The 24305-nt window shown below is 68.1% G+C and carries 23 protein-coding genes; 4 read left to right on the top strand and 19 right to left on the bottom strand.

Annotated features, from left to right (window positions below):
- Positions 1–36: 36 nt before the first annotated feature.
- Genes SLW55_RS18350 through SLW55_RS18340 form a run of 3 tightly spaced genes read right to left on the bottom strand, consistent with a single transcriptional unit; the run spans position 37 to position 3824 of the window.
- Positions 37–2205: a methyl-accepting chemotaxis protein gene (locus SLW55_RS18350; RefSeq protein ID WP_267098966.1), complete on the bottom strand. Its 2169-nt coding sequence runs from the start codon at positions 2203–2205 to the stop codon at positions 37–39.
- 19 nt (positions 2206–2224) lie between these two features.
- Positions 2225–2644, bottom strand: coding sequence for a hypothetical protein (locus tag SLW55_RS18345; protein WP_017917181.1), 420 nt, complete (start codon positions 2642–2644; stop codon positions 2225–2227).
- A 10-nt stretch (positions 2645–2654) separates the two neighbouring features.
- Positions 2655–3824 (bottom strand): hypothetical protein, encoded by a 1170-nt coding sequence (locus SLW55_RS18340; RefSeq protein WP_017908406.1) that lies wholly within the window; start codon positions 3822–3824, stop codon positions 2655–2657.
- 280 nt (positions 3825–4104) lie between these two features.
- Here SLW55_RS18340 and SLW55_RS18335 point away from each other — a divergent pair, with 280 nt between their 5' ends.
- Both SLW55_RS18335 and SLW55_RS18330 read left to right on the top strand, forming a co-directional pair.
- Complete coding sequence (locus tag SLW55_RS18335) at positions 4105–5118, top strand: TIGR00266 family protein (RefSeq protein ID WP_267082466.1); 1014 nt, start codon at positions 4105–4107, stop codon at positions 5116–5118.
- Positions 5119–5324: 206 nt separating this feature from the next.
- A complete protein-coding gene (locus tag SLW55_RS18330; protein WP_267098965.1) occupies positions 5325–6356 on the top strand; it encodes a patatin-like phospholipase family protein in 1032 nt (343 codons plus the stop codon).
- A gap of 169 nt (positions 6357–6525) precedes the next feature.
- Here the strand turns inward: SLW55_RS18330 and SLW55_RS18325 are convergent, their stop codons facing one another.
- The 4 genes from SLW55_RS18325 to SLW55_RS18310 form a co-directional block, all read right to left on the bottom strand.
- Entirely contained in the window at positions 6526–7857 is a 1332-nt protein-coding gene (locus SLW55_RS18325) for an XVIPCD domain-containing protein (protein WP_167522046.1), read from the bottom strand.
- Between the two features lie 33 nt (positions 7858–7890).
- Complete coding sequence (locus SLW55_RS18320) at positions 7891–8760, bottom strand: hypothetical protein (protein WP_267098964.1); 870 nt, start codon at positions 8758–8760, stop codon at positions 7891–7893.
- Between the two features lie 132 nt (positions 8761–8892).
- Positions 8893–11088: a TonB-dependent siderophore receptor gene (locus tag SLW55_RS18315; RefSeq protein ID WP_267098963.1), complete on the bottom strand. Its 2196-nt coding sequence runs from the start codon at positions 11086–11088 to the stop codon at positions 8893–8895.
- A gap of 235 nt (positions 11089–11323) precedes the next feature.
- A complete protein-coding gene (locus SLW55_RS18310) occupies positions 11324–11803 on the bottom strand; it encodes an Lrp/AsnC family transcriptional regulator (protein ID WP_010343045.1) in 480 nt (159 codons plus the stop codon).
- A gap of 127 nt (positions 11804–11930) precedes the next feature.
- Here SLW55_RS18310 and phhA point away from each other — a divergent pair, with 127 nt between their 5' ends.
- A complete protein-coding gene (gene phhA / locus SLW55_RS18305; RefSeq protein WP_267084917.1) occupies positions 11931–12821 on the top strand; it encodes a phenylalanine 4-monooxygenase in 891 nt (296 codons plus the stop codon).
- Positions 12822–12876: 55 nt separating this feature from the next.
- On the opposite strand, the gene SLW55_RS18300 is transcribed toward phhA, so the two are convergent.
- From SLW55_RS18300 to SLW55_RS18290, 3 genes are read right to left on the bottom strand one after another with little or no spacing between them, the layout of a single operon-like run.
- Entirely contained in the window at positions 12877–13536 is a 660-nt protein-coding gene (locus SLW55_RS18300) for a DUF799 domain-containing protein (RefSeq protein ID WP_167522045.1), read from the bottom strand.
- A complete protein-coding gene (locus SLW55_RS18295) occupies positions 13533–13904 on the bottom strand; it encodes a DUF4810 domain-containing protein (protein WP_017914534.1) in 372 nt (123 codons plus the stop codon). The genes SLW55_RS18300 and SLW55_RS18295 overlap by 4 nt, the downstream gene beginning before the upstream one ends.
- Positions 13905–13924: 20 nt before the next feature.
- The gene (locus SLW55_RS18290; RefSeq protein ID WP_267084916.1) at positions 13925–14719 is read right to left on the bottom strand and encodes a CsgG/HfaB family protein; all 795 of its coding nucleotides are present in this window, start codon (positions 14717–14719) and stop codon (positions 13925–13927) included.
- A gap of 424 nt (positions 14720–15143) precedes the next feature.
- Between SLW55_RS18290 and SLW55_RS18285 the strand changes: the two genes are divergently transcribed.
- On the top strand, positions 15144–15662 hold the full coding sequence (locus tag SLW55_RS18285; RefSeq protein WP_148827398.1) for a hypothetical protein: 519 nt from the start codon (positions 15144–15146) through the stop codon (positions 15660–15662).
- A 79-nt stretch (positions 15663–15741) separates the two neighbouring features.
- Here the strand turns inward: SLW55_RS18285 and SLW55_RS18280 are convergent, their stop codons facing one another.
- The 9 genes from SLW55_RS18280 to SLW55_RS18240 all read right to left on the bottom strand — a co-directional run bounded on the left by SLW55_RS18280 (position 15742) and on the right by SLW55_RS18240 (position 24274).
- The gene (locus SLW55_RS18280) at positions 15742–16398 is read right to left on the bottom strand and encodes an RpiB/LacA/LacB family sugar-phosphate isomerase (protein ID WP_267084915.1); all 657 of its coding nucleotides are present in this window, start codon (positions 16396–16398) and stop codon (positions 15742–15744) included.
- 141 nt (positions 16399–16539) lie between these two features.
- Complete coding sequence (gene kduD / locus SLW55_RS18275) at positions 16540–17295, bottom strand: 2-dehydro-3-deoxy-D-gluconate 5-dehydrogenase KduD (protein ID WP_010343054.1); 756 nt, start codon at positions 17293–17295, stop codon at positions 16540–16542.
- A gap of 61 nt (positions 17296–17356) precedes the next feature.
- Positions 17357–18211, bottom strand: coding sequence for a 5-dehydro-4-deoxy-D-glucuronate isomerase (kduI, locus tag SLW55_RS18270; RefSeq protein ID WP_010343055.1), 855 nt, complete (start codon positions 18209–18211; stop codon positions 17357–17359).
- Between the two features lie 157 nt (positions 18212–18368).
- Complete coding sequence (locus SLW55_RS18265; RefSeq protein WP_017907810.1) at positions 18369–18758, bottom strand: VOC family protein; 390 nt, start codon at positions 18756–18758, stop codon at positions 18369–18371.
- Between the two features lie 592 nt (positions 18759–19350).
- Positions 19351–20409 carry a LacI family DNA-binding transcriptional regulator gene (locus SLW55_RS18260; RefSeq protein ID WP_017907811.1) on the bottom strand — a complete coding sequence of 353 codons (1059 nt, stop codon included), beginning with the start codon at positions 20407–20409 and terminating at the stop codon, positions 19351–19353.
- A gap of 188 nt (positions 20410–20597) precedes the next feature.
- A complete protein-coding gene (locus SLW55_RS18255) occupies positions 20598–21881 on the bottom strand; it encodes a TRAP transporter large permease (RefSeq protein ID WP_017907812.1) in 1284 nt (427 codons plus the stop codon).
- A gap of 2 nt (positions 21882–21883) precedes the next feature.
- Complete coding sequence (locus SLW55_RS18250; protein ID WP_167522044.1) at positions 21884–22402, bottom strand: TRAP transporter small permease; 519 nt, start codon at positions 22400–22402, stop codon at positions 21884–21886.
- 10 nt (positions 22403–22412) lie between these two features.
- Positions 22413–23414 carry a TRAP transporter substrate-binding protein gene (locus SLW55_RS18245; RefSeq protein WP_017914540.1) on the bottom strand — a complete coding sequence of 334 codons (1002 nt, stop codon included), beginning with the start codon at positions 23412–23414 and terminating at the stop codon, positions 22413–22415.
- 35 nt (positions 23415–23449) lie between these two features.
- A complete protein-coding gene (locus SLW55_RS18240; RefSeq protein WP_152239778.1) occupies positions 23450–24274 on the bottom strand; it encodes a 2-keto-4-pentenoate hydratase in 825 nt (274 codons plus the stop codon).
- Positions 24275–24305: the final 31 nt, after the last annotated feature.

Raw genomic sequence — 24305 nt, 5'->3', positions numbered from 1 at the left:
GGCCACACGACGACCACGCGCACGGCGGCCGACACCTCACGCGTCGAGCGCGTCCTCCACCGCCACGGCCGGCGACGCCGCCGCGGTGTCTTCCGCAAACCGCGGCACCTGCGCCGGTCTGGCTGCGGGCGCCGGCTCGCCCAGGCGGAACAGCGCGACCGACTGGCTCAGTTGCCCGGCCTCCTCCTCCATGGCGCGCGTAGAGGCCGTGGCTTCTTCGACCAGCGCCGCGTTCTGCTGGGTGGCCTGATCCATCTGCGCCACGGTGGTGTTGACCTGTTCGATGCCGGCCGACTGCTCGCGCGAGGCCGCCGAGATCTCGCCCATGATGTCGGTGACGCGCTGCACCGAGGCGACGATCTCCTGCATGGTGGTGCCGGCCTGGCCGACCAGGGCCGAGCCATCGGCCACGCGCTCCACCGACTCGTCGATCAGGCCCTTGATCTCCTTGGCCGCATTGGCCGAGCGCTGGGCCAGCGTCCGCACCTCGCTGGCGACGACCGCGAAGCCGCGGCCCTGTTCGCCGGCACGCGCGGCTTCCACCGCGGCGTTGAGCGCGAGGATATTGGTCTGGAAGGCGATGCCGTCGATCACGCCGATGATGTCGCCGATACGCCGGGACGAAGAAGCGATGCCCTCCATCGTGCTCACCACCTGGCCGACCACGTTGCCGCCCTGCACGGCGACCGCGGCAGCGCCGGCGGCCAGGCGGTTGGCCTGCTGCGCGTACTCGGCGTTCTGCTTGACCGTGGAGGTCAGTTCTTCCATCGACGCGGCGGTTTCTTCCAGGCTTGCCGCCTGCTGCTCGGTGCGCCGCGACAGGTCGTCGTTGCCGGCGGCGATCTCGGCGGCGGCCGCATCGATCGCGGCGGACGAGTGCTGGATGCGGCCGACGATCTCGGTCAGACGCGCGACGGTGGCATTGGCGTCGTCGCGCATCCGCGCGAACACGCCTTCGAACTCGCCGTGCATGCGCCCGGTCAGGTCGCCGCTGGCCACCGCCTGCAGCAGCGACGAAAGCGCGTTGAGGTTGCGGTCCGCCGTGCTCATCAGCTGGTTGAGGTCGACCAGGATCTGCCGGAAGTCGAAGTCGAAGTCGGCCTCGTCGCTGCGCGCAGTGAAGTCGCCGGCGGCCGCCGCCGCGGCCATCCGCTTGATTTCGCCATTGATTCGCAGCAGGTTGCGGCGCACGTCGTTGAGCGACTGGGTGATGACCGCGCGTTCGCCCGGCAATGCTTCCAGTTCCTGCGACAGGTCGCCGCGCGCGTAGCGCTTGATCAGCTCGACCACGCGCAGGGTCACCGCGATGTGCCCCTCGACCAGCGCGTTGCCGGCCTGGACCATGCTGCCGAACTCGCCGGGGAACTCGCTGGCGACGATGCGGTGGCTGGTGACGCCGGCCTCGTGCTGCGCGCCCATCTCGGTCTGTGCCTGGATCACGCGGCGCAGCTGGCGCTGCATGCTGTCCATGGCCTGCAGCAACTGGCCGACCTCGTCGCCGCTGTCGATGGCGATGGGGTTGTCCAGCTTGCCCTGCGACACCGCATGCGCGGTGCGGATGGCACGCCGCAACGGACGGGTGATGGCGCGCGCGACGATCCAGCCGAAGGCGATGCAGGCCAGCGCGCCGAGCACGCCGACGATCAGGCCGCCGACGCTGGCGGCGATCGAACTGTCCACGGCGTTCTGCACGGTGGCGCGGAAGCGCGCGTCGGCGCTGTGGTGCATCGCGTTGAGATGGGTGCGGTAGCGCTCCAGCGACGGTGCCATCGCCTCCATCTGCGCCGCATCCGGTTCGCGCTGCTGCGCGAAGGCCGTGGCCACCGCCGCCGCATGCGCGTAGTACTCGTCGAACTCCTTGCCCAGCCGCGCCAGTTCCCGGGCATTGCCCGGGTCGGTCTGCTGCAGCTTCTGGTAGGACGCGTGGATCTGCGACGCGATCGGCGCGGTCGCCTTGAGCATGTCCATGTCGCCGGCCGCCGCCGCGCCGTTCAGTCCATTGATGATCTTGTCCAGCGCGGCGACGTTGCGCGTCATGGTGTCCAGCACCGGGAAGTGCACGTCGCGGATCGCCTCCAGATGCCCGTTGTTGCGCTGGAACACCACGGTGCTGAAGCCGATGTAGCCCAGCAGGCACAGGATCGACACCGCCGCCGGCAGCAGGATCTTCCAGAACAACGGCAGGGAAAGCAGACGTCTCATCATGGAGGCTCTCCGGAGGCAATTAGGGCTTGAAGACGACCTTGACGCTCGCATCCTGCGTGCCGGCATCGATGTAGCCGATCGCGCCGGGCGAGGCGGCGACCGCCTTCTTGACCGCATCGTCGCCGGCCACGTGCTTGGGACGCTGCGCCTTGCCGGTGAACATCAGCTGCGACCAGTACGACTTCAGCTGCGCGGCATCGCGGCCGGTGACCTTCTTGTAGAACTCCTCGCGCGCCTTGGCGCCCTCGTCCTGGTCGATCGGCGTGGCCTGCGCGCCGCCCGGCAGGCTGTTGGACTTGGCCAGGAAGATCTGCGACACCTGGTCCTTGCTCAGGCTGTCCACCGGGCTCTTGGACGACATCACCACCACCACCTCGGCCTGCGCGGCGGTGCAGAACAGGGCCAGCGCTGCAGCGCCGGCAATCTTGTAAGCATTCATGGTGTCGTCCTCAGAACACGAAATCGAAGGAGGCCGACAGCAGGTTGTAGCTGCCGCCAGGACGGAAACCCGGCTGGATGTTGCCGAGGCTGCCGTACGAGCCGGCGTTGTTGACGATGTGGCTGGCCTGGAACTTGAAGGCCACGTTCTCGTACACGTCCCAGCGCAGCGAGGCGGTGTAGCTGTGGCGGCCGTTCTCGGCGAGCGCGACGGCGCGGGTCATCAGCCCCAGCGGATCGGCGCCCGGCGCGATCACCGGTGCCTTCTTGTCGACGTTGGCGTAGGTCAGCGACGGGGTCAGCGCGCCGAAGCGCGCACCGGCGCTCACGTAGCCGGAGGTGGTCTTGCCGTTGAGCGAAGGCGAGTAGTCGGCGCGGATGACTTCGGCGCGCGCGAACCACGGACCCGGATCGTAGCTGTAGCCGGCGCTGGCGAAGCTGCCGGCGACGCCGACGGTGTCCAGGCGTTCGGCCAGAGCCGGGTTGATCCGGCGATACAGACCGAACAGGCGGTCCAGATCGTCGGTGCGGTAGTCGGCATTGCCCTTGATGTAGGCCACGCGGTAGGTGGAAGCGCCCTGGTCCAGCACCAGCGACAGGCCACGCATCGCGTGCACTTCTGCCTTCTTGGAATCGATGCGGCCGTAGAAGCCCTGCACGCTGAGCACGCTCTGGCCGACATTGCGCGTGTACACGCCTTCCACGCCGTCCATCGCCATCAGGTAGTTGTAGACCTCGTAGGGCGGACGCACCCACGGCGTGGCGTAGCCGACGCGCTGGTACTCGGACAGCATGTACAGCGGCGCGGTGATCCGGCCGACACGCACCGCGAAGTCCGGCGCGAACTGGTACTTGACGTGGGCCAGGGTGACCTTCGGCGCATACGAGGCGCGCTCGGCGTACTCGCTGGTGACCTGCAGCACGCCGCTGAACTTGTCGGTAAAGGTGGCGTTGACCTGCCCGGCGATGCGCGAGTCCGGACGCGGCGAGGTCCGCTGGCTGGCGCCGGCGCCTTCGGTGGTCTGCAGGTCCGGCGTGAAGTCGGCACGGTCCTCGGTGGAGTGCACCAGGCCCAGGGTGCCGAAGCCGCTGAAGGACAGCTCGGGGCCGTCCTGGGCCTGGACATTGCCGGCAGAGGCGAGTGCCAGCGCACCGCTCAACAGTAAAACCTTGAATTTCATTGAATTTCCCCAGTTACATGGCGGGTTGGCGATGGCCGACGATGCGACCGCACCCATCCCCGTGGATGCGGCCCGTGACGACAGTGAGCCGATAACGGCGTTCGCGCCGCGTTCTTGAGCGCTGTCATGGTTTTTACGACGAACGGTTCGCAGAACCCGTGCCGCGGTGTCTCCCGGCGGCCGGCCAGCGGCAGCAGCCGCCACCCTGCCGTTGGACAGATGTCGGCCGTCGCGGCGGCCCGCTAGACTCGCCGCCATGACCCGCCAAGGACCTGCACCCATGACCCAGTGGTACTTCCTGACCGGCAGCGAACAGACCCGCTCCGGCCCGTTCGACGATGCCGATGCGGTCGCCTTCGCCCGCAACAACCCCACGGCACTGGCCTGGAGCCAGGGCCAGAACGGCTGGTTGCCGGTGGCGCAGATCGCGGCCCTGCAGGGAGGCGCGACGTTCCTGCCGCCGGGCCTGCCGCCGCCGCCGGCCGCAGGCGGCCGCGCCGACGAGATCGACTTCCGCATCGTCGGCCACGAAATGCAGTTCGTGGAGATCGAGCTGGACCCCGGCGAGAGCGCGGTGGCCGAGGCCGGCGCCCTGATGTTCAAGGACGCGGCGGTGCAGATGGACACCGTGTTCGGCGACGGTTCCGGCGCCAACCAGGGCGGGCTGATGGGCAAGCTGCTGTCGGCCGGCAAGCGCCTGGTCACCGGCGAGAGCCTGTTCACCACGGTGTTCACCCATCAGGGCCAGGGCAAGGCCAAGGTCGCCTTCGCCGCGCCCTATCCCGGCACGGTGCTGGCGATGAAGCTGGACCAGCATGGCGGCCGCCTGATCTGCCAGAAGGACAGCTTCCTGGCCGGCGCACGCGGCGTGTCGCTGGGGATCCATTTCCAGCGCAAGATCATGACCGGCCTGTTCGGCGGCGAAGGTTTCATCATGCAGAAGCTCGAGGGCGACGGCTGGGTGTTCGTGCATGCCGGCGGCTGCGTGATCGAGCGCGAGCTGGCGGCCGGCGAGCGGCTGGACGTGGACACCGGCTGCGTGGTCGCCTTCCACGCCTCGGTGGACATGGACGTGCGCCCGGTCAGCGGCATCAAGAGCATGTTCTTCGGCGGCGAAGGCATGTTCCTGGCCACCCTCACCGGACCCGGCAAGGTGTGGCTGCAGTCGCTGCCGTTCTCGCGCCTGGCCGGACGCATGTTCGCCGCCGCGCCGCAGGGCGGCGGGCAGAACCGCGGCGAAGGCTCGGTGCTGGGCGGCTTCGGCCGCATCCTCGACGGCGACAACAACTTCTAAAGCGGCGCATCAGCCCTCTCCCCCCGGAGAGGGGTTGGGGTGAGGGTACGGCGCGCAGCGTCTCGCAGAATGCGTAGTACAAGCCTCCACACCCTCACCCAAGCACCCGCGCACTCCACGCCATGACCTCCAGTCGTGGGCGGTGCAGGAGGATGCGGCTATCCTCGCGCCGGCTCCTCCCTTCTTCTTCCTTCCGCGACGCATCCATGACCGTGTTCCGCTCCCCGCGCCTGCTGCTGTCCCTGTCCCTGTTCGGCCTGCTTGCCGCCTGCGGCGGCGAACCCAAGCCGGCGCCGCCGGCCCCGGTGGTGAGCGGACCGGCACCGGTGCCCACGCCGGCGGCCCAGCCGCTGCGCATCGGCATCGCCCTGGGCGGCGGTGCGGCCAAGGGCTTCGCCCACATCGGCGTGATCAAGATGCTGCAGGCCAATGGCCTGGAGCCGACGGTGGTGTCCGGCACCAGCGCCGGCAGCGTGGTCGGCGCGCTGTACGCCAGCGGCATGGACGCGTTCCAGATGCAGCAGGCGGCGGTGGCGCTCGACGAGAGCAGCATCCGCGACATGCGCCTGTTCTCCGGCGGCCTGGTGCAGGGCCAGGCGCTGCAGGACTATGTGAACGCGCAGCTCAAGGGCAAGCCGATCGAGAAGCTGGCCAAGCCGTTCGCCGCGGTCGCCACCCGGCTGGAAGACGGCGAGCGCACCGTGTTCGTGCGCGGCAATGCCGGCCAGGCGGTGCGCGCGTCCAGCAGCATCCCCGGCGTGTTCGAGCCGGTGACCATCGGCAAGTTCCACTACGTGGACGGCGGCGTGGTCAGCCCGGTGCCGGTGGATGCGGCGCGCCAGCTCGGCGCCGATTTCGTCATCGCCGTGGACATCTCCAGCAAGGCCAGCGGCAAGAACCCGGGCAGCATGCTCGGCACCGTCAACCAGTCGATCGCGATCATGGGCCAGCGCCTGGGCCAGCAGGAACTGGGCCGCGCCGACATCGTGATCCGGCCCAAGGTCAACGACATCGGCGCGGCCGACTTCGCCCAGCGCAACGCCGCGATCCTGGAAGGCGAAAAGGCCGCGCTGGCAGCGATGCCGCAGATCAAGGCCAAGCTGGCGCAACTGCAGCAGCAGCGCGCGGCCGCCGCAGCCGCGGCGGCAAAGGCCGCGCAACCGGCGCCGCCGCCGTGCGAGCCGCAATCGCGACTGGGTCGCCTGCTGCGCCGCGACGATCCCTGCAAGAAGGACTAACGCTTGCTCCCCTCTCCCCCCGGGAGAGGGGCCGGGGGTGAGGGTAAGCACACCAGTCACATTTGCAGAACCGCGCGCGCCGCTGTGACGCCTGGCGTGGGACGCACAGCAGTCGCATCCAGCATGCGCACTGCGGACATGACCACAGGTCCCGCAGGCGTCGCGTCACTCAGATCCGCGGCACCGCACTCTGCCGCTGCGCGTCCTGCTGGTGGACATCCTGATGCAGGGCGACCTGCTGCGCCTGGACCAACGCCTGCTGGCGATCGAACTCGGCAAGCCGCTCGAAGGACTGCGCTACCGGCGTGCGGATCGCCTCTTCGGTGGACATGTGCGCGCGCAGGTGCGCCGGATCCTTCGGATCGCCCTGCACGACAAACACCAGCTCGCCCGGCTGCGCCGTGCGCCCGCGCTCGCTCAACAGCACGTGATCCACTCGCTGCAGACCGTTGCGTGCGGCCAGGTCGGTGACGCTGGCCGCCATGCAGGCGCTGTCCGCATCGGGGCTGCGCCCCAACTGCCGATCCAGCGCCTGGGTGCCGGCGGCGCACTGCTGGTACAGCGCATGACGCCGATGGCCTGGCTCGCTGGGATCGGACGTGCGCGCGGCCTGCGCGACCGCCGGTCCCGCCTGGACCGGATCGGCTTCGGCCAGCGTCTGCGGGCTGCGCAGGATCGGCTGGTGGCGGTACGGATCCTCGGGATGGAACTGCTCGCGTAACTGCTGGCGCTCCAGTCGCAGTGCACGCGTATCGTCAAGCTCGCGCAGCTGCTGCGGGTCGCGCACCGGCTGGGCGATGGTCTGCTCGCCGCCATCGACCCAGTTGGTCCATTTGCCGGTCCGCGCATCGCGCTCGTAGTAGACGCTCCGATCGCCGATCCGCTCCGGATCGGCGATCGGCCGCGCTTCGTGCGCGAGCGCCCGCGCAGCGGTCATGCGCCCGATATAGGACATCGCATCCAGCTGCGCGTCGTCGTACTTGCGTACGTCGTTCATGGTGAAACCGGCGCGGCTCAAGCCGAGTGCGGAATTGTCGAGCATCATCGACCAGACCTTCTCCGCCTCGGGCTCGCCACCATGGCGGCGCGCGGCGTCGAGCAGTTCGCGCGGCGTCCAGCCATTGGGGTTGATGTGATGCTTCTGGAAGGTCGCGTCATGGACGGCTTCGACGTCCTTGACTGGAAGATTGAGCGCCAGATCGGGGCGATGCGCTTTCTTCTGATAGAGCTCACGCTGCTCGAAATCACTCCTCATCAAGTCGACACCGAAACCATTCCATTGGCGCTCACTCATGCGGACGCCATCTTCCCGCGCCTGGCGATCTGCAAACGCATTGGCAGTGGCACCTGGCGCGTTGTCGTTGCGAACTACGCCAAGCGCAAGCAAGCCATAGCCGTCATTGCCCTGCTTGTGCGCGAGGTAGTTCCAATAAAGCTCCCGGTTTCCATCTTGGGCATAGTATTTGAGGATTTCGATATCCTTTTCATCAAGTCCTGTCATCAGAGATTCTCCTTATCCCGAATAGATCGCACCTTACAGCCCTCGACTCTGCACCATGAACTTCTTCAGATTGTCGCGCGCGGCTGCTTCGATCTTTTTCCAATCTGGCAGCGCGAAGCGGACGTACCGGATTTCCACCATGGCGCTCAAATCTTTTATGACAAACAAATGAGTACAGTCCGGAAGTGGATCTTCTTTGCTTCGGACTAGTCTCCCATCGCGGTACTCGACACCTGACTCGGTCACTTCATGAGAGGTGCACTTGATCAGCGTGCTGATCTGCCCATTGTGGTCGCGCGCCACATACCAGTCTTTTTGACTGGCGACATTGAAAATGCTTGTTGGCTCATCCGAGTGCGACTCGTTATAGCCCTTTTTGCGATAATAGGTGAAGGATTTTTTCAGATCGGCATAGTATGGCGTCAGGCCATAAATCTCCTTACCCTGAATTCTGCCCTCAAGACGTTCAGCCGGGTCGCCATCATCCGTAGAGTTCGGCGCGTATAGGACGTTATTTGGATACACCCCATCCAAATAGTGATACCCGATATCGACCGTCCGCGTCGACACATCCAGGCTCAGATGCGCGCGTTCGCCCGGTGCGAACGGCTGCAGCGACGGGTATTCCAGGTACAGGCCGAAACTGTCGTCGAAGTTCGGCCCCATCTGGTCGCCGAAGTAGTTGGCCGGAATGCGTAGCTTGTACGGACCCAGGCATGCCTCCATCAATGGCGGCGGCGTCTTGAACGGATCCTGTGGGCCGAGCTGGCGCTGTCTCACGCAGCCCTGGGCATTGGTGGAGGTAGCCGCCGGCGTGTCGGCAGAGCCGGACTGTGCGCACCCTGCCAGGGGCAGAATGCCGGCAAGCAACAAGCACTGGGCCAAGCGCGTGGCGGGTCGCATCTGCATCCTCCGATGATGGCGGCGGCAGTATAGACGCGCAGTGCCGGCCATCGGCACGCATCGCCACGGCGACCACCACCGCAGCAATGACGGGCTGCGCGACGGGCGTCCTTGCCTGTCATGCGCCGCGGTTCAGTAGCGCCAGCGCAGCGTAAAGCTGACGAACCGCGGCTCGCCGTAGTTCTGGTAATCCAGGTTGGCCCAGTACTTCTTGTTCAGCGCGTTGGTCACCGCCAGCGTCGCGGTCCACTGCGTACTGAGCTGGTAGTTGGCATTGAAGTGCACCAGCGCGTACGGGTCCTGCACCACGGTGACCGGGCGCGTGGCGGCGCTGCCGTCGCCGAGCGGGCGCTGGATGTTGTAGCCGCGCACCGCGCTCTGCCAGCTCACGCCGCCGCCCAGGCTCAGGCGCTGCCAGGCGCCGGGCAGGCGCACCTGGGTGGACAGCTGCAGATAGTCCTCCGGCAGGTTGGCGTAGATCGCGTCGGTCGGCGCACGGGTGACCTTGGCGTGGGTGTAGCCGGCATTGAGCGTCCAGCCCGGGCGCAACTCGCCGTTGTATTCCAGTTCCCAGCCGCGGCTCTTGGTGCCGTCGACGCCGATGTAGGCCGAGCTGCCGTCGGGCAGCGAGGCCTCGGGCTGGGTCATGTCGCGCACCGCATAGTTGTCCTGCCTGGCCTCGAACACCGCCGCACTGAGCAGCGCGCGGCCGTCGGCCAGCTGCGCCTTGATGCCCGCTTCCAGGTTGGAGCCCTGCACCGGCGCCAGCAGGTTGTTGTCCTTGTCCTTGTAGTTCTGCGGATTGAAGATCTCGGTGTAGCTGGCGTAGGTGGAGATGGCCGGGGTGAGGTCGTAGACCAGGCCGACGTAGGGCGTGACCTCGTCGCTGACCCGGTAGCGGCCGCTGGTGCCGGTGTAGCTGCCGTCGGCGGCGAAGGCCTGGGTGCGGGTCTGCCAGGAACTCAGACGTGCGCCAGCGATCAGCGACAGCGGTTCGGCCAGGCGCAGCCGGGTGGAGGCGTATACGCCGCGCTGGGTGGTGCGTGCCTCGCGCCGCGCGCCGGTGCGCGTGGTGGTGATCTGGCCCACGTCGCCGTGCCAGTCGTAGACGTTGGGGATGTAGTAGCAGCGCTCGCGGCCGCAGGTGGTCCAGTCGCCCGGATAGCGCAGCGCCAGGGTCGGCGTGGTCGACTGCAGGTCCTGCCAGCTGCCGCCGAGGACCAGGTCGTGGTCGCGGCCGAACAGCGGGAAGCTGCCGGACAGGTACACGTCCAGGCCGTCGCGGGTGTCGGTGGTCTGCCCGGCGGCGGCGCGCAGGTAGATGCCGCTGCCGTCGCGCTTGGGATAGCCGCTGCCGTAGACGCGCAGGTTTTCGACCTCGCCCTCGGTGCGCGCCAGGTTGACCTTCAACAGCCAGTTGTCGCCGAAGCGCTGTTCCAGGTTGGCGAAGGTGGTATGGGTGTTGCGCTGCCAGCGCGCCCACTTCGGCGCCAGGTTGGTGGAGGTCGGCAGGTCGGCGAAGCTGCCGTCGGCGAAGAAGTACGGCACCGTGCCCCAGGTCGAGCCGACCGGGTCGTTGTCCTGGCGCTGGTAGCCGACGGTGACCGTGGTGGTGTCGGTCAGGTCGCCTTCCAGCACCGCCATGCCGGACATCTTCTGCTCGGTGTAGTGGTCGTAGTAGTAGCCGCGGTCCTGCCAGGCGGCGACGAAACGGCTGCGGAAGCGGCCGTCGGCGGTCAGCGGCGCGGTGACGTCGGCCTGGGTGCGGCGGAAGTCCCAGGTGCCGAGCGAGGCCGCGAACGACGCATCGAAGCTCTTGCCGGGGCGCTTGCGCAGCAGGTTGACCGTGGCCGAGGGAATGCCGGCGCCGCTGAGCAGGCCGTTGGCGCCGCGGATCACCTCGACGCGGTCGTAGAAGACCATGTCGTATTCCTGGTTGGTGGAGCCGCTGTAGGTGGGCAGGCCGTCGACCTGGAAGTCGGTGATCTGGAAACCGCGCGCGAAGTACAGCGGGCGCTGGGTGTCGTAGAAGGACACGTTGACGCCGGTGACGTTGCGCATGACGTCGTTGACGCTGAACAGCGATTCCTCCTCCAGCCGCTGCTGGCCCAGCACGCTCACCGACTGCGGCGTCTCCTGCAGCGTCAGCGGCAGGCGGGTGGTGGTGGACGGCTGCGCACGGCTCGGGCTGCCGCTGACCTCGACCTTGTCCAGCGTGGTCGGCTGCACGTCGGCCTCGGCCTCGGCGGCGAACAACGGTGCCGAGGCGGCGGAGAGCGCGGACAGCACGGCGAGGGACAACAGACGGCGTGGAGCGGAGGAAAGCATGAATCGATCTCGCGAAGTTTGGGCACGGGGCGACACGGTCGCGCCGCGGGTGGCAGGAAAAGGACAGGCGCAGCCGCACTCCACGGCGGGGAACCGGCGTGGCTGGCCCGGCAGGGCTGGCGGAGGGGCTGTGGCCGTGGATGGCCGTCGCAGAACGCAAATGTAAATCGTTAGCAACAACTTAACAAGGGCGGCCATACGCCGACACGCAGTGGCACACGCCGATGCCGGGCCGCTAGCCGCGCGGCAGCGGCAGGCCGGCGAAGTCCTTGACCGTGCGCAGCACGAAGCTGGAATTGACGTCGGCGACGCCGGCGGCATTGAGCAACTTGTCCAGCAGAAACGCGGAGAAGTGCGCAAGATCGCGGACGTAGACGTGCAGCAGGTAGTCCATGTCGCCGGTCAGCGCATGGCAGGCGACCACCTCGTCCCAGCCCTGCACGCTGTCGGCGAAATGGGCGATGCCGCTCTGGCCGTGCTTCTCCAGCTGCACGCGCACGAAGGCCTGCAGGCCCAAGCCGATCGCCGCCGGCACCAGCCGCGCGGCGTAGCCGGCGACTACGCCCTCCGCTTCCAGCCGCTGCACCCGGCGCAGGCAGGCCGAGGGCGACAGGTTCACCTGCGCGGCCAGCTCGGCATTGCTGGCGCGGCCTTCCCGCTGCAGCAGGGCGAGCAGGCGCAGGTCGGTGCGGTCGAAGGTCGGCGATCCGGTCATTTATTGCTCTGCAACATGGCTTATACGCAATAATCTTGCGCGCAGCGCGCCGATCCGTGCAACTTCGCAAGCCCATTGCGCGCCCGCGCGCCTACCATCGTGGCTATTCCTTTCCGGAGCGCCGACCATGGACACCGCACCGCGCCGCGTCGAACACCAGCAGACCGACAAGGGCTACGTGCCGGTCTACACCACGGCCGTGGTGACCCAGCCGTGGGACAGCTACAGCGCCGACGACCACGCCACCTGGGGCACGCTGTACACGCGCCAGCGCGAGCTGCTGGTCGGCCGCGCCTGCGCCGAGTTCCTGCAGGCGCAGGACGCGATGGGCATGAGTTCGCAGGCGATCCCGCGCTTCGACGAGCTCAACGCGGTGCTGCAGGCGACCACCGGCTGGACCCTGGTCGGCGTGGAAGGGTTGCTGCCGGAGCTGGACTTCTTCGACCACCTGGCCAACCGCCGCTTCCCGGTGACCTGGTGGATCCGCCGTCCCGAACAGATCGACTACATCGCCGAGCCGGACCTGTTCCACGACCTGTTCGGCCACGTGCCGCTGCTGATGAACCCGCTGTTCGCCGACTACATGCAGGCCTACGGCCGCGGCGGCGTCAAGGCGCACGCGATCGGTCCGGACGCGCTGCAGAACCTGACCCGGCTGTACTGGTACACGGTGGAGTTCGGCCTGATCGACACCCCGGACGGCCTGCGCATCTACGGCGCCGGCATCGTCTCGTCGAAGGGCGAATCGCTCTACTCGCTGGAGTCGGACGCCCCCAACCGCATCGGCTTCGACCTGCAGCGGATCATGCGCACCCGCTACCGCATCGACACCTACCAGAAGACCTACTTCGTCATCGACAGCTTCGAACAGCTGATGCAGGCGACCTCGCCGGATTTCACCCCGATCTATGCGGCACTGGCCGACCAGGCGCATCTGCCGGCTGGCCAGGTGCAGGCGCAGGACCGCGTGTTCCATGCCGGCAGCGGCGAAGGCTGGGCGGACGGCGGCGACGTGTGAATCGCGGCATTACCCGTCCCCGCCAAACCTGACGCAGACGGGGCAGGGCGCCGGGTCAGTCGGTGCCGTACTTCGGGTTGTAGGGCCCGTACAACAAGCCGCCAGGGTGGCCGGCGGACAGCAGACGCTGGCTGGCCACGTTCCCCATCTGATGCCCTTGGTCGGTGACCTGGTTGACGACCTGATTGATCGCAGCCGTCACCAGCATTCCGACCAGGCCGCCCCCGGCGTTGTTCTGATTTTCGCCGCTCGACGCCTGTGCCTGGCCCTGCCACAGCACCGTCCCGGTGCGCAGATCCACCAGCTTGGCGTTGGCCGAGACCACGACCACGCTGTTGATGATCTGGTAGACGGCACCGTACTTTTCCACGGTGATGTACAGCGCGGCGTCGGCGCCGAAGATTTCCCGCAACTTCTCCGGAGACACCGCTTGTGCTTCATCCGCCACGGTGATGCCGTTCTGCTTGAAGGTCTCGTAGACCGGCGCCACCGGCATCACGTAGTAGCCCGCTTCGGCCAGCGGCAACGTGGTGACCGACAGCACGCTCAGGCTGGCGTTGACGTCCGGTGCATGGCTGACCGGCGGCAAGACCAGGATCGACCGCGGTTTGCTGGCCTTGTACGCGCTGTAATCGCGCGACATCGGCTGCGTCGCGCAGGCGCTCAGCAGCAGACCGAGCACGGCCACGCAGGCCATTCTTGCGACGTTCTTCATTGCGCGCTCCTCGCGTTGCTGGCGTTCTTCAACAACAGATCGATGTAGGTGCCGGACTCGGGATACTGCGTCTTCTCGGCGAGGAGTTCCTGCTGCGCTTTGGCATCGTTGCCGGTTTCGGCGTACAGCATGCCCAGATGTGCCTGCAGTCCCGGCGGCGGCCTGCGGTTGGCGGCCTGCATCACCTGCAGGTCCTTTTCCAGCGCCTGGATCTGCTGTTCCGGGCTACCGCCCTTGAAGTGGCTGTAGACCTGATCCTGGTAGCTGCCCCACTGGTAGAGCGAGGCGCTCTGGTGGGCGCAGCCGACCAGCGCGAGCATGGCGCAGGCGCCAAGCCAGAACCGCGTGCGGACATTGAGGGTATTCATGTGCAAGGGTCCGTTGCGGGTCACTTGACCGGCTTCCAGGCGCCGGAGTCGATCGCGGCGGTGAGATTGTTGACAGCCTCGCGGATCGCCAGATCCAGGACTTTGCCGTTGAGCGTGGAGTCGTAGCTGGAGGTCCCGCCGAAGCCGACGACCTCGCGGTTGGACAAGGTGTACTCGCCGCCGCCCTGCACCGAATACACCACTTCGGACGTCGCGCTATCGACCACGTTCAGGCTGACCTTGGCATAGGCCTGCTGCTGCTTGCCACGGCCGAGAATGCCGAACAGCTGCGTATCGCCGGTCTCCTTGCGGCCGAACTCGGTCACGTCGCCAGTCACGACGTAGTCGGCGCCCTTGAGTTGCTGCGCCTGGCCCTTGATCTGCGCTTCCTGCTTGATCTCGCCCATGTTGTCGCGATCCAGCACACGGAAACGATTGGTCTGCTGCAGATGGGTGATCAGGATGGTCTTGGCCTGGCTGCCCAGGCGATCCGCACCATCGGAAAACAGGCCGCGCATGAAGGACGAGCGGTTGTCGAACTTGCCCACCGCGATCGGCGCGCGTGCGCCGGCGTAAGGCACGCTGGCCGCCGAAACTGTCTGCGGTTTGACGCTCTGATGGGTTTCGGTCGCGCAGGCCGCCAAGCCCAACGCAAGCGTCAACCCCATGGCCCCCTTGATCACACTGTTCTTCATCGATTGCCCCTTGTTGATACAGCTACGAAAAAACCATTCGCCGGCGGCCCTATCCTTGCCCAGCGTCGCTGCATGCGACAGGCATGCACGACCGCACGCGTACGACGCGATCCAGACCATCGGCGAGAGTAGGAAATAGGCACAGCGGAAGATCGATGTCGCTCCATGACCATCCTGCGCAGGGCAGGGAAAGAAAAATCCATGTCGTCCCGCGACGCAGCGGGACCTAGCTAGGTGATGTGTATCGGCGGCGCTAGGTGGAACTTTAGAAATTTTTGCGGGGCCGTCGCAATGCGGGCGTGCACGGGTCGTGTTGCTCGGTCGCCGGACCTGGATGCTGCGCCATCGCGCTGCGGCACACTGCATCGCGCCAGAGATCGGCCAATCCACAGAGGAGAATCGGCAATGCGCCGATCCCGGGCCACCGACGGCGACCCTACGCTGCGCAGCGAGCGAGATCGGTGCGCCACGACGCGGCCACCCCGGATTTCCGGATGCTCCCGCCCAACGCATGTTGGCGGCCCTGTGCGTCGGGAGAATCCTCATGCTCATTTATGTCGGCCTGGACGGCGATCAGGCGGATCAGCGCGGCGCCAAGCTGAAAGCCTTGCAATCCCACTTCGGCGAAAACCAATCGCATGCGCTGACCCTGCTCGACGCGGCCTCGCTATCGCCCAGCAACAAGACGCGCGGCAAGCGCTTGGTGATCAATTCGCACGGCAACGTCAACGTCTTCGCCGGGCTTGCACCGGAGGCATTCCTGCAGCAACTGCTGGCCAAGGGACTGGGCAAGGAGTCGTTCGAGGAGATCGTGCTGATGGCCTGCCAGGTCGGCGCGCAGAGCCAAACCAACTCCATCGCCAACAACTTCGCCAAGGACCTGAAGCGCTTGCTGGTCGGCCACGGCATCCTCGCCAAGCTGTACGCGCCGCGCGGCACGCTGACCTACCTCGTGCACACCGAGCAGAAGCTGGGCCAGACGTTCTACGTGGTGGACAGCATGCATATTGCCTGCCCGGAGCGGAACTATCCGCTGGCGGAAGGCCTGCTGCTGGTGCAGTAAGTTCGCATGCCAACGCCCCGCAGATGCGGGGCGTTTGGCGAACACGCTACCGGACACACCCGCCTGGGCGGGCGCGACCTCAGGCCGCGGCGGCGTCGGCCTTGCCCAACACGCCGGCGACGAAGGCGCGCAGGTCGGCGTCCTTGGCGTTGTCGAAGAAGCACTGCTGGAAGCGCGGGCCGCCCACGGCCTGCTTGACTAGTTCCGGATCCAGCGCGCGCAGGCCGTCCAGGTAGGACTTGGCCAGGGCCTGCTTGACCTGGGTCAGGATGCCGGCGTTGGCCTGCTGCGATTCGCGGCGCTCGGCCGGGTAGCCCATGCCGCGCTCGCCGCTGAAGGCCTTCTCGAAGATGTAGCGCACGTTGATCTCCGCGCCCCAGCCGAAGCCCTTGGCGAAGGCCAGCGCCAGCGCGTTGCCGTTGTTGACCTGGGCGAACAGGTAGGCGTCGGTCGGCTCGATGCAGTAGCCGCAGAACACGCCCGGGTGCGCGTTGAGCGACATCATCGCGCCCTGGCCGGTGCCGCAGCCGGCGACCACGAAGTCCACCGCGCCGGCATTGAGCAGCAGGCCGGCGCAGATGCCCAGGTGGATGTAGGTCAGGCGGTGGTCGGCGTCGCCGTCCATGCCGACGTTGAACACGCTGTGGCCCTGTGCGGCGGCGACGTCGTTGAGCTGCTGCAGGATCACCGGGTTCTTGGCGGCCTGGCTGAACTCGTTCATTAGGGCGATTTTCATGGGGGTCCTTTGGGGTGGGGGAATTGTTGGTGGGCAGGGTGGTTTGGTTGGGATGGGTCGGCGGTGGTCGTACCCTCATCCGCCCTTCGGGCACCTTCCCCCAAAAAGGGGGCCGAGGTCCCGAAGGGAGAAGGAGTAGCGTTAGCGGGCGAGCCAGCCGCCGTCGACCGGGATCACGGTGCCGTTGACGTAGTCCGAGGCGCTGCTGGCCAGGAACACCGCGGTGCCGCCCAGGTCCTCCGGTACGCCCCAGCGGCCGGCCGGGATGCGGTCCAGGATCGCCTGGTTGCGTGCGGCGTCGGCGCGCAGCTGCGCGGTGTTGTCGGTGGCCATGTAGCCGGGGGCGATGGCGTTGATGTTGACGCCCTTGGCGCCCCACTCGTTGGCCAGCAGGCGGGTGATGCCGGCGATGCCGGACTTGCTGGCGGTGTACGAGGGCACGCGGATGCCGCCCTGGAACGACAGCATCGAGGCGATGTTGATGATCTTGCCGCTGCCCTGGGCGATGAAGTGGCGGCCGGCGGCCTGGCACATGAAGAACGCGGACTTGATGTTGACGTTCATGACGTCGTCCCAGTCCTGCTCGCTGAAGTCCACCGCGTCGGCGCGGCGGATCAGCCCGGCGTTGTTGACCAGGATGTCGAGGCGGCCGAGCCCCGCCAGGGTCTCGTCGAGGATGCGCTGCACCGGCTCGATGCTGATCAGGTTGGCCTCGATGGCGACGAAGCGGCGGCCCAGCGCGGTGACCTTGGCCTCGGTCTCGGTGGGCGCGGCGATGCCGGCGGCGGCGATGTCGGCGCCGGCCTGCGCCAGCGCCACGGCGATGCCTTGGCCGAGGCCGGTGTTGGCGCCGGTGACCAGGGCGACCTTGCCTTCGAGGCTGAACGGGTGGGTCATTGCGTGGACTCCTTGAGGGAATGCGGACGACGGGAATGGGAGCGGCGCGCGCGACGGCGGCCTACTTGAGCTGGCAGATGTCCAGCACGTGCATGTCGGTGTAGTCGAGGTTCTCGCCGCCCATCGCCCAGATGAAGGCGTAGTTGGCGGTGCCGGCGCCCATGTGGATCGACCACGGCGGCGACACCACGGCCTCGTTGTTCTGCACCACGATGTGGCGCTGCGCGTCCGGCTCGCCCATGAAGTGGTAGACGCGGTCGTTGGCGCCGAGATCGAAGTAGAAATAGACCTCGCTGCGGCGGTCGTGCAGGTGCGGCGGCATGGTGTTCCAGACGCTGCCCGGCTTGAGCACGGTCAGGCCCAGCAGCAGCTGCGAGGACTGGCAGGTGGCCGGCACGATGTACTGGTAGATGGTGCGTTCGTTGCTGGTCTCCAGCGCGCCGCGGTCCAGCGCCACCGCCTCGGCGATCGACAGCCGCTTGGTGGCGAAGCGCGCGTGCGCCGGCGTGGAGGCCAGATAGAACTGCGCCGGGTTGGCCGCGTCGTCGGAGGCGAACACCACCTCGGCGCTGCCCATCGCCACATACAGGCCGTCCTTCGGGCCCAGCGGATACGCGGTGCCGTCGACGGTGACGGTGCCGCTGCCGGCGCCGACGTTGATCACGCCCAGCTCGCGCCGCTCCAGGAACGGGTGTCCCGCGGCCGAGGCCGGTTCGGTCTGCGCCGGCAGCGTCAGCGCCCGCGTGCGCGGGGCGGCGCCGCCGAGCACGAAGCGCTCGTAGTGGGTGTACTTCAGGGTCACCGCGTCGTCGACGAACAGGCCATCGAGCAGGTACAGGTCGCGCAGCTGGTCGTTGCTGGCGCCCTTGATCGCGTCGGGATGGGTCGCGTAGTGGGTCTTGCAGTACAGGGACATGGGGCGCTCCAAGGCAGGCGACGGCATGTGTCAGCCCGCCACGGAGGACAGTCTAGCGGGTCTGGTAAACCGGTGTCATTCCGCAGTGCACGAAGGGCCGGGATTGGGGAGTCGGGATTCGGGATTGGCAAGCGGCGCCGCCCAGGCGGCGCGGGTCTCACCGCGGGAGCTGTTGGCCGACGTCGATGCGGTTGCCGTCGGGGTCGGCGAAGACGAAGCAGCGCAGGCCGAAGTCGGCATCGCGGATCGCCTTGATGATGCGCACGCCCTGCGCCTGCAGGCCGTCGTACAGGGCCGCGGCGTCGTCGACGATCAGGTGGGCGACGTTGCTGGTGCTGCCGCGGTGGTCGGGACGCAGGGTCAGGTGCAGTTCGGCGTCGTCCTTCTTCAGGATCACGAAACCGACCGGATTGCCGTTCTGGAACACGCTGCGGAAGCCCAGGCGCTCGGTGTAGAAGGCGACGGCGCGGGCGATCTCGGCGACGGGCACGGTCGGCGCCAGGCGGCCGAAACGGACCGCGACGGGGGCGGGGATGGGGGACGACATGGCGAAGGCTCCTCGCAGGAAGGCCGCGCGGTCCGCCCGGGCGGTGCCGGAACGGAGCGGGCCTTCGATGGGCGGAGCGGTGTCCGCACGGTCGGCGGCAGTGTAGACCGTTTGCGGCGAGTCGGGAGGCGGTGGGGGACACGTGCCCCGGCCGACATGTGGGTGCGACGCACGGATGGCGTTGAAACGCGCACGCCCCGCGGTCAGCAGGCGCTTCACTGCTGCCTGGGAACGGCTCCCGGTCTGCCGGGAATCGTTCGCCGCGGCAGTTCGGTTCGTGCGCGTCGGGGCTGAAGCCGCTCCCACAGGAATGCACTCGGCCTCCCTGTGGGAGGGACTTCAGTCCCGACGACGGAGGCTGTCAGTCGGCTTTCGGCTTCGCTTGTCGCCTCTGCACGACCGTCAACTCCCCATAAAGCGCCTGACACCCGCATTGCAGGTCGCTGACGCCGCTCCCGCAGCGGCGGATGCGCGTGAGCCCGAGCCAGGCGAACTGCCGGGGCGCGAATCACGCATCTCGCTGTGTCTTCGCGAGCGCCTGGCAGGCCGCAAGCCTCCGTCTGCCGCCGCGTGCGGCGGCGCGCCGCTGCGCTCAGTCTTCAGGCGGCTGGCAGGAGTCGCGCACGATCAGGTGCGGGCGCACGCTGGCCACCGCCAGCGATGGCGTGCCCTCGGGCTGGATCAGCATGGCCGCGGCGGTGCGGCCGGTGTCGCGGGTATGCCGGCGCACCGAGGTCAGCGAGGGCCACAGCCGCGAAGCCAGCGGGCTGTCGTCGTAGCCGATGATCGACAGCTGGCGCGGGATGTTGATGTTGGCGCGCAGCGCGACCTTGTACACGCCGGCGGCCATTTCGTCGTTGCCGGTGAAGATCGCGCTGGGCCGCTGCTTGCCCAGCAACAGCTTTTCCGCCGCGGCCACGCCCGATTCGAAGGTGTAGCCGGCTTCGACGATGCGCGCCGGCGGCAGTTCGATGCCGCGCCGGGTCAGCGCGTCGATGAAGCCGGCGGTGCGCTCGTGCGCGGAGCGGTACGCGCTGGGGCCGGTGATCAGGGCGATGTCGCGGTGGCCCAGCGACAGCAGGTAGTCGGCGGCCTCGGCGGCGCCGTCGCGGTCGTGGGTGACCACCATCTGCGAGGTGTCGTCCAGCGGCAGCGAGGCGATGCGGGTGTAGCGCACGCCGATGCCGGCGAGCATGTCCGCCAGGGCCTGGTCCTCGGAGGCGCGCGGCACCAGGATCACCCCGTGCAGCTTCTGCTGCTGCACGAAGCGGCGCACGCCCTCGATGTAGCCGGGACTGCGACTGTCGCAAGGATGCACCACCAGTTCGAAACTGGAGCCGCGCAGTGCGTCCAGCGCGCCGTACTGCATGTCCACGATGTACTGCGCGGTGGGGTTGTCGTAGACCATGCCGATCAGGAACGAGCGACGGAACGCCAGCCCGCGCGCCAGCGGGTCCGGCGCATAGCCGACCTCGCGCATCAGCGCCTCGACCTTCTCGCGGGTGTCTTTGCGCACCAGCGGCGAGTTGTTGATGATCCGCGACACGGTCTTCTTCGACACCCCTGACAGGCGCGCGATGTCGTTGATCGTCGCGGCCTTGCCGTGGGCGGAAGCGGGAGCATCGACGGAACGGGGCTTGTTCGGCGCCATGGACGGAAAACCGGGCGAAAGAAAGGGGATTCTACTGGGTGTCATGTTCGCTCCAGCGCACGGTCACGGAAGCGGTGTAGGCGCAGCGCCCCGGTGACCGGCCGCGGCGCTGCCAAGGCCGGCAGCGGCCATCGGCGCGAACGGCCCGCGGTCACCCGCCTGGCGCGAGCCGGCGCCGCCGGGCCGGCTCAGGCGCGCAGCGCGCGCGGCAGCCACAGCGACAGCTCCGGGAAGAACGCCACGATCAGCAGCACGCACAGCGCCGCCAGCCAGAACGGCCAGATGGTGCGCATGCTCTGGGCCACGGTGATCTGCCCGATCGAGGTGCCGATGAACAGCACCGAGCCCACCGGCGGGGTGATCAGGCCGATGCCGCCGGCCAGCACCATCACCAGGCCGAAATGGATCGGGTCGATGCCGTAGGCCTTGGCTACCGGCAGGAAGATCGGCGTGCAGATCAGGATCTTCGGCGCCAGGTCCATGAACATGCCCAGCAGCAGCAGCATCACCACGATCATCAGCAGCACGGTGTGCTGGCTGTGGGCGATGGACTGCAGGAAGTGCACCGCCGCCGCAGGCACCTGCAGGTAGGCCAGCAGCCAGCCGAACACCGCCGCGGTGGCGATCACGAACAGGATCACCCCGGTGGTGCGCGCGGCATGCGTCACCGCACCGAAGAACTCCGCCCAGCGCAGCTGCCGGTACAGCAGCGCGGTGACCAGCAACGCGTACACCACCGCGATCGCCGCGCTCTCCACCGCGGTGAAGATGCCGGCGCGGATGCCGACGAAGATCAGTGCGACCAGGCCCAGGCCCGGCAACGCGCCGACCAGGCGCAGCGCCACCGCGCGCCAGCCCGGGAACGCCTCGGTGCCGTAGCCGCGCGAGCGCGCCACCGCATAGCCGGTGAGCATCATCGCCGCGGTCATCAGCAGCGCCGGGACGATGCCGGCGGCGAACAGGTCGGCGATCGACAGGCCGCCACCGGCCGCGGCCGAGAACAGGATCAGGTTGTGCGAGGGCGGCACCAGCAGCGCCACCAGCGCCGCGGTCATGCTGACGTTGACCGCGTAGTCGCGGTCGTAGCCGCGGTTGATCATCTGCGGAATCATGGTGCCGCCGACCGCCGAGACGTCGGCGATGGCCGAGCCGGACACGCCGCCGAAGAACAGCGAGGACAGCACGCTGACCTGGCCCAGGCCGCCACGCATGCGGCCGACCAGCGAGGACGCCAGCGCAATCAGGCGGTCGGAGATACCACCGCGCAGCATCAGTTCGCCGGCGAAGATGAACAACGGGATCGCGATCAGCGACGCCGAGCCGCTGCCGGCGGAGATCTGCTGCACCAGCACCACCGCCGGCAGGTCCAGATACAGCAGCGTGGCCAGCGCGGCCGTGCCCAGCGCATACGCCACCGGCACGCCGATCAGCAGCAGCACCACGAACAAGCCCAACAGGATGGCGATGGCCATGCTCAGTTCCTCCCCATGGTGGTGCCCGGGCGCAGCACCCGCCAGGCCTGGTACAGCGCGAACACGCTCATCAGCGCGCCGCCGATCGACAGCGGCAGGTAGTTGATGCTCTGCGGCATCTGCGCGCCGGCCATCTTGATGTCCAGCCCGTCCAGCAGCAGCACCGCGCCCCACCACGCGATCACCGCACCGATGGCGGCCACCAGCAGCGGGCGCACCAGGTCGATGACGCGGCGCAGGCTGGCGTGCAGCGTCTCGGCCAGCAGGAAGAAGCCGAAGTGGCGGCGGGTGTGCACGCCGGCGGCGGCACCCAGGCTCATCGCCGTGCTCAGCAGCAGCAGCGTCACCGGCTCTGTCCAGCTCGGCGAGTCGTTGAGCACGTAGCGGGTGAACACCTGCCAGCCCTGCACCACCACCAGCCCGAGCAGGGCGGCGGCGGCGGTGCCGATGGCGAGGTTGGCGATCCGGTCCAGCAGCCGCTGCAGCGGCGGCACCGGGAGGGCGGGGGCGTGGTCGGTCATCGGCATGGGCTCAGGCGAAATCGCGAATGCGGCGGTAGAGGGCTTCGATCTCCGGCTGCTGCCGGTACTCGGCCAGCAGCGGCGCGGCGGCCTTGCGGAAGGCCGGCATGTCCACCTCGTTGATGGCCACGCCGTAGTCGATCACCTGCTGTCGCGCCTGCGCCTCGGAGGCGTCCCACAGCCGGCGCATCACCGTCACCGACTGCCGCGCCGTCTCCAGCACCAGCGCGCGCTGGTCCGGCGTCAGCGTCTCGAAGCTGCGCCGGGACATCACCAGCACGTCCGGCGCGTACGAGTGATCGCTCTGCGACCAGTAGTGCGCGGCCTCGAAGTGGCGGCTGGACTGGAAGCTGCGCATGTTGTTCTCGGCGCCGTCGATCATGTGCGTTTCCATCGCCGAGAAGGTCTCGCCCAGCGACATCGGCGTGGGGTTGGCGCCGAGCATGCGCATCAGCTTGAGGAAGATGTCCGAGTTCGCCACGCGCAGCTTGAGCCCGTGCAGGTCCTTGGGCTGCCGCAGCGGATGCTTGGTGTTGTAGAAGCAGCGCGCGCCGGAGTCGTAGATCGCCAGCCCGACCAGGTCGCGCTGTTCGAAGCTGCGCAGGATGCTGTCGCCGACGTGGCCGTCGATCGCACGGCGCAGGTGCGCCACCGAGTCGAACACGTACGGCAGGCACAGCGCCTGGGTCAGCGGGAAGGCGTTGTTCAGCGCGCCGGAGTACACGCGGGTGATGTCGATGGCGCCGAAGCGCGCCATGTCGATCGCCTCCGCCTCGCGACCGAGCTGGCCGGAGTGATACTCGCGCAGGCGCAGACGGCCGCCGGTCTTCTGCTCCAGGATCTGCCCGAACCAGCGTACCGCCTCCACGGTGGGATAGTCGGCCACGTGCACGTCGGTGGCGGTGAGCAGGCGCGTACCGCTACCGCCGGCCTGCGCCAGCGCACCCAGCGGCACGCCGGCCGCGGCCGCCGCGGTCAGGCCCGCGCCCAGGAATCGTCTACGAGTGATCATGCTGCGCCCTCCCGCGCGTCATTGCCGTCGCCAGCCTAGGCCGCGACCGCCCTGCAGTGAAGTTCGCCGTAGCCGTCGAAGCGGATCGTCGCCTGCTGGCCGATGGCGATGTCGTGGATGCCGGTGGCGTTGCCGGTGGCGATCAGCTCGCCGCGGCGCAGCGGCCGGCCGCGCCTGGCCGAGCGCGCCAGCGCGAACGCGAACGCCGCACGCAGGCCGCCCGGCAACAGCGTGGCGCCGCCGGTGCCCACGCACTGGCCCTCGATCCAGGTCTCGGCGCGCAGCGCGGTCTCGTCCAGCGCGGTCCAGTCCGGCACCTGCGGCCCCAGCAGCAGGCCGTTGTTGTTGCCGAAATCGGAGATCACCACGCGCGGCCCCAGCTGGTTGATCGTGGCCAGCGGGCTGCTCGCCACCTCGACGCCGACGAACAGCGTCGCCGGCACCTGCGCGGCCTGCTGTGGAGTCCAGTGCAACTGGTCGGCCGGCACGTCCGCGTCCAGGCGCAGCACGTACTCGGCCTCGACCGCGCCGAAGCCGCCCTCGAACACCGGGATGTCCGTTGTTCCACCGGTAGCATTCCACAGCGCAGCCGCGAAGATCGGGCCCAGCAGGCGCTCGTCCCCGGAGTGGTCGCGACGCTCGGGGGCGATGTAGCCGACCTTCCAGCCGACCACGCGGTCCGGCCATTGCGCGATCGCCAGGTCCTGCACGCGGTAGGCGGTCTCCAGATCGTCGGGGATGACACCGGGGAAATCGGGCAACGAGCGGCCCTGGCGACGGGCCTGGACGAAGCGGGCCGCGATGTCGGCCAACGCGGGCGGTGGCGTCTGCGACGGGCCGGAAGGAAGGCTCAAGGGCATCTCCGCAAGGAATGTGGGGGATCGGAATTGC

Origin of the sequence: Xanthomonas sp. LF06-19 (assembly GCF_034105425.1) — a bacterium.
In the GTDB taxonomy this organism is placed as follows: Bacteria; Pseudomonadota; Gammaproteobacteria; order Xanthomonadales; family Xanthomonadaceae; genus Xanthomonas_A; species Xanthomonas_A sontii.
This window is presented reverse-complemented; position numbering and strand designations above follow the sequence as displayed.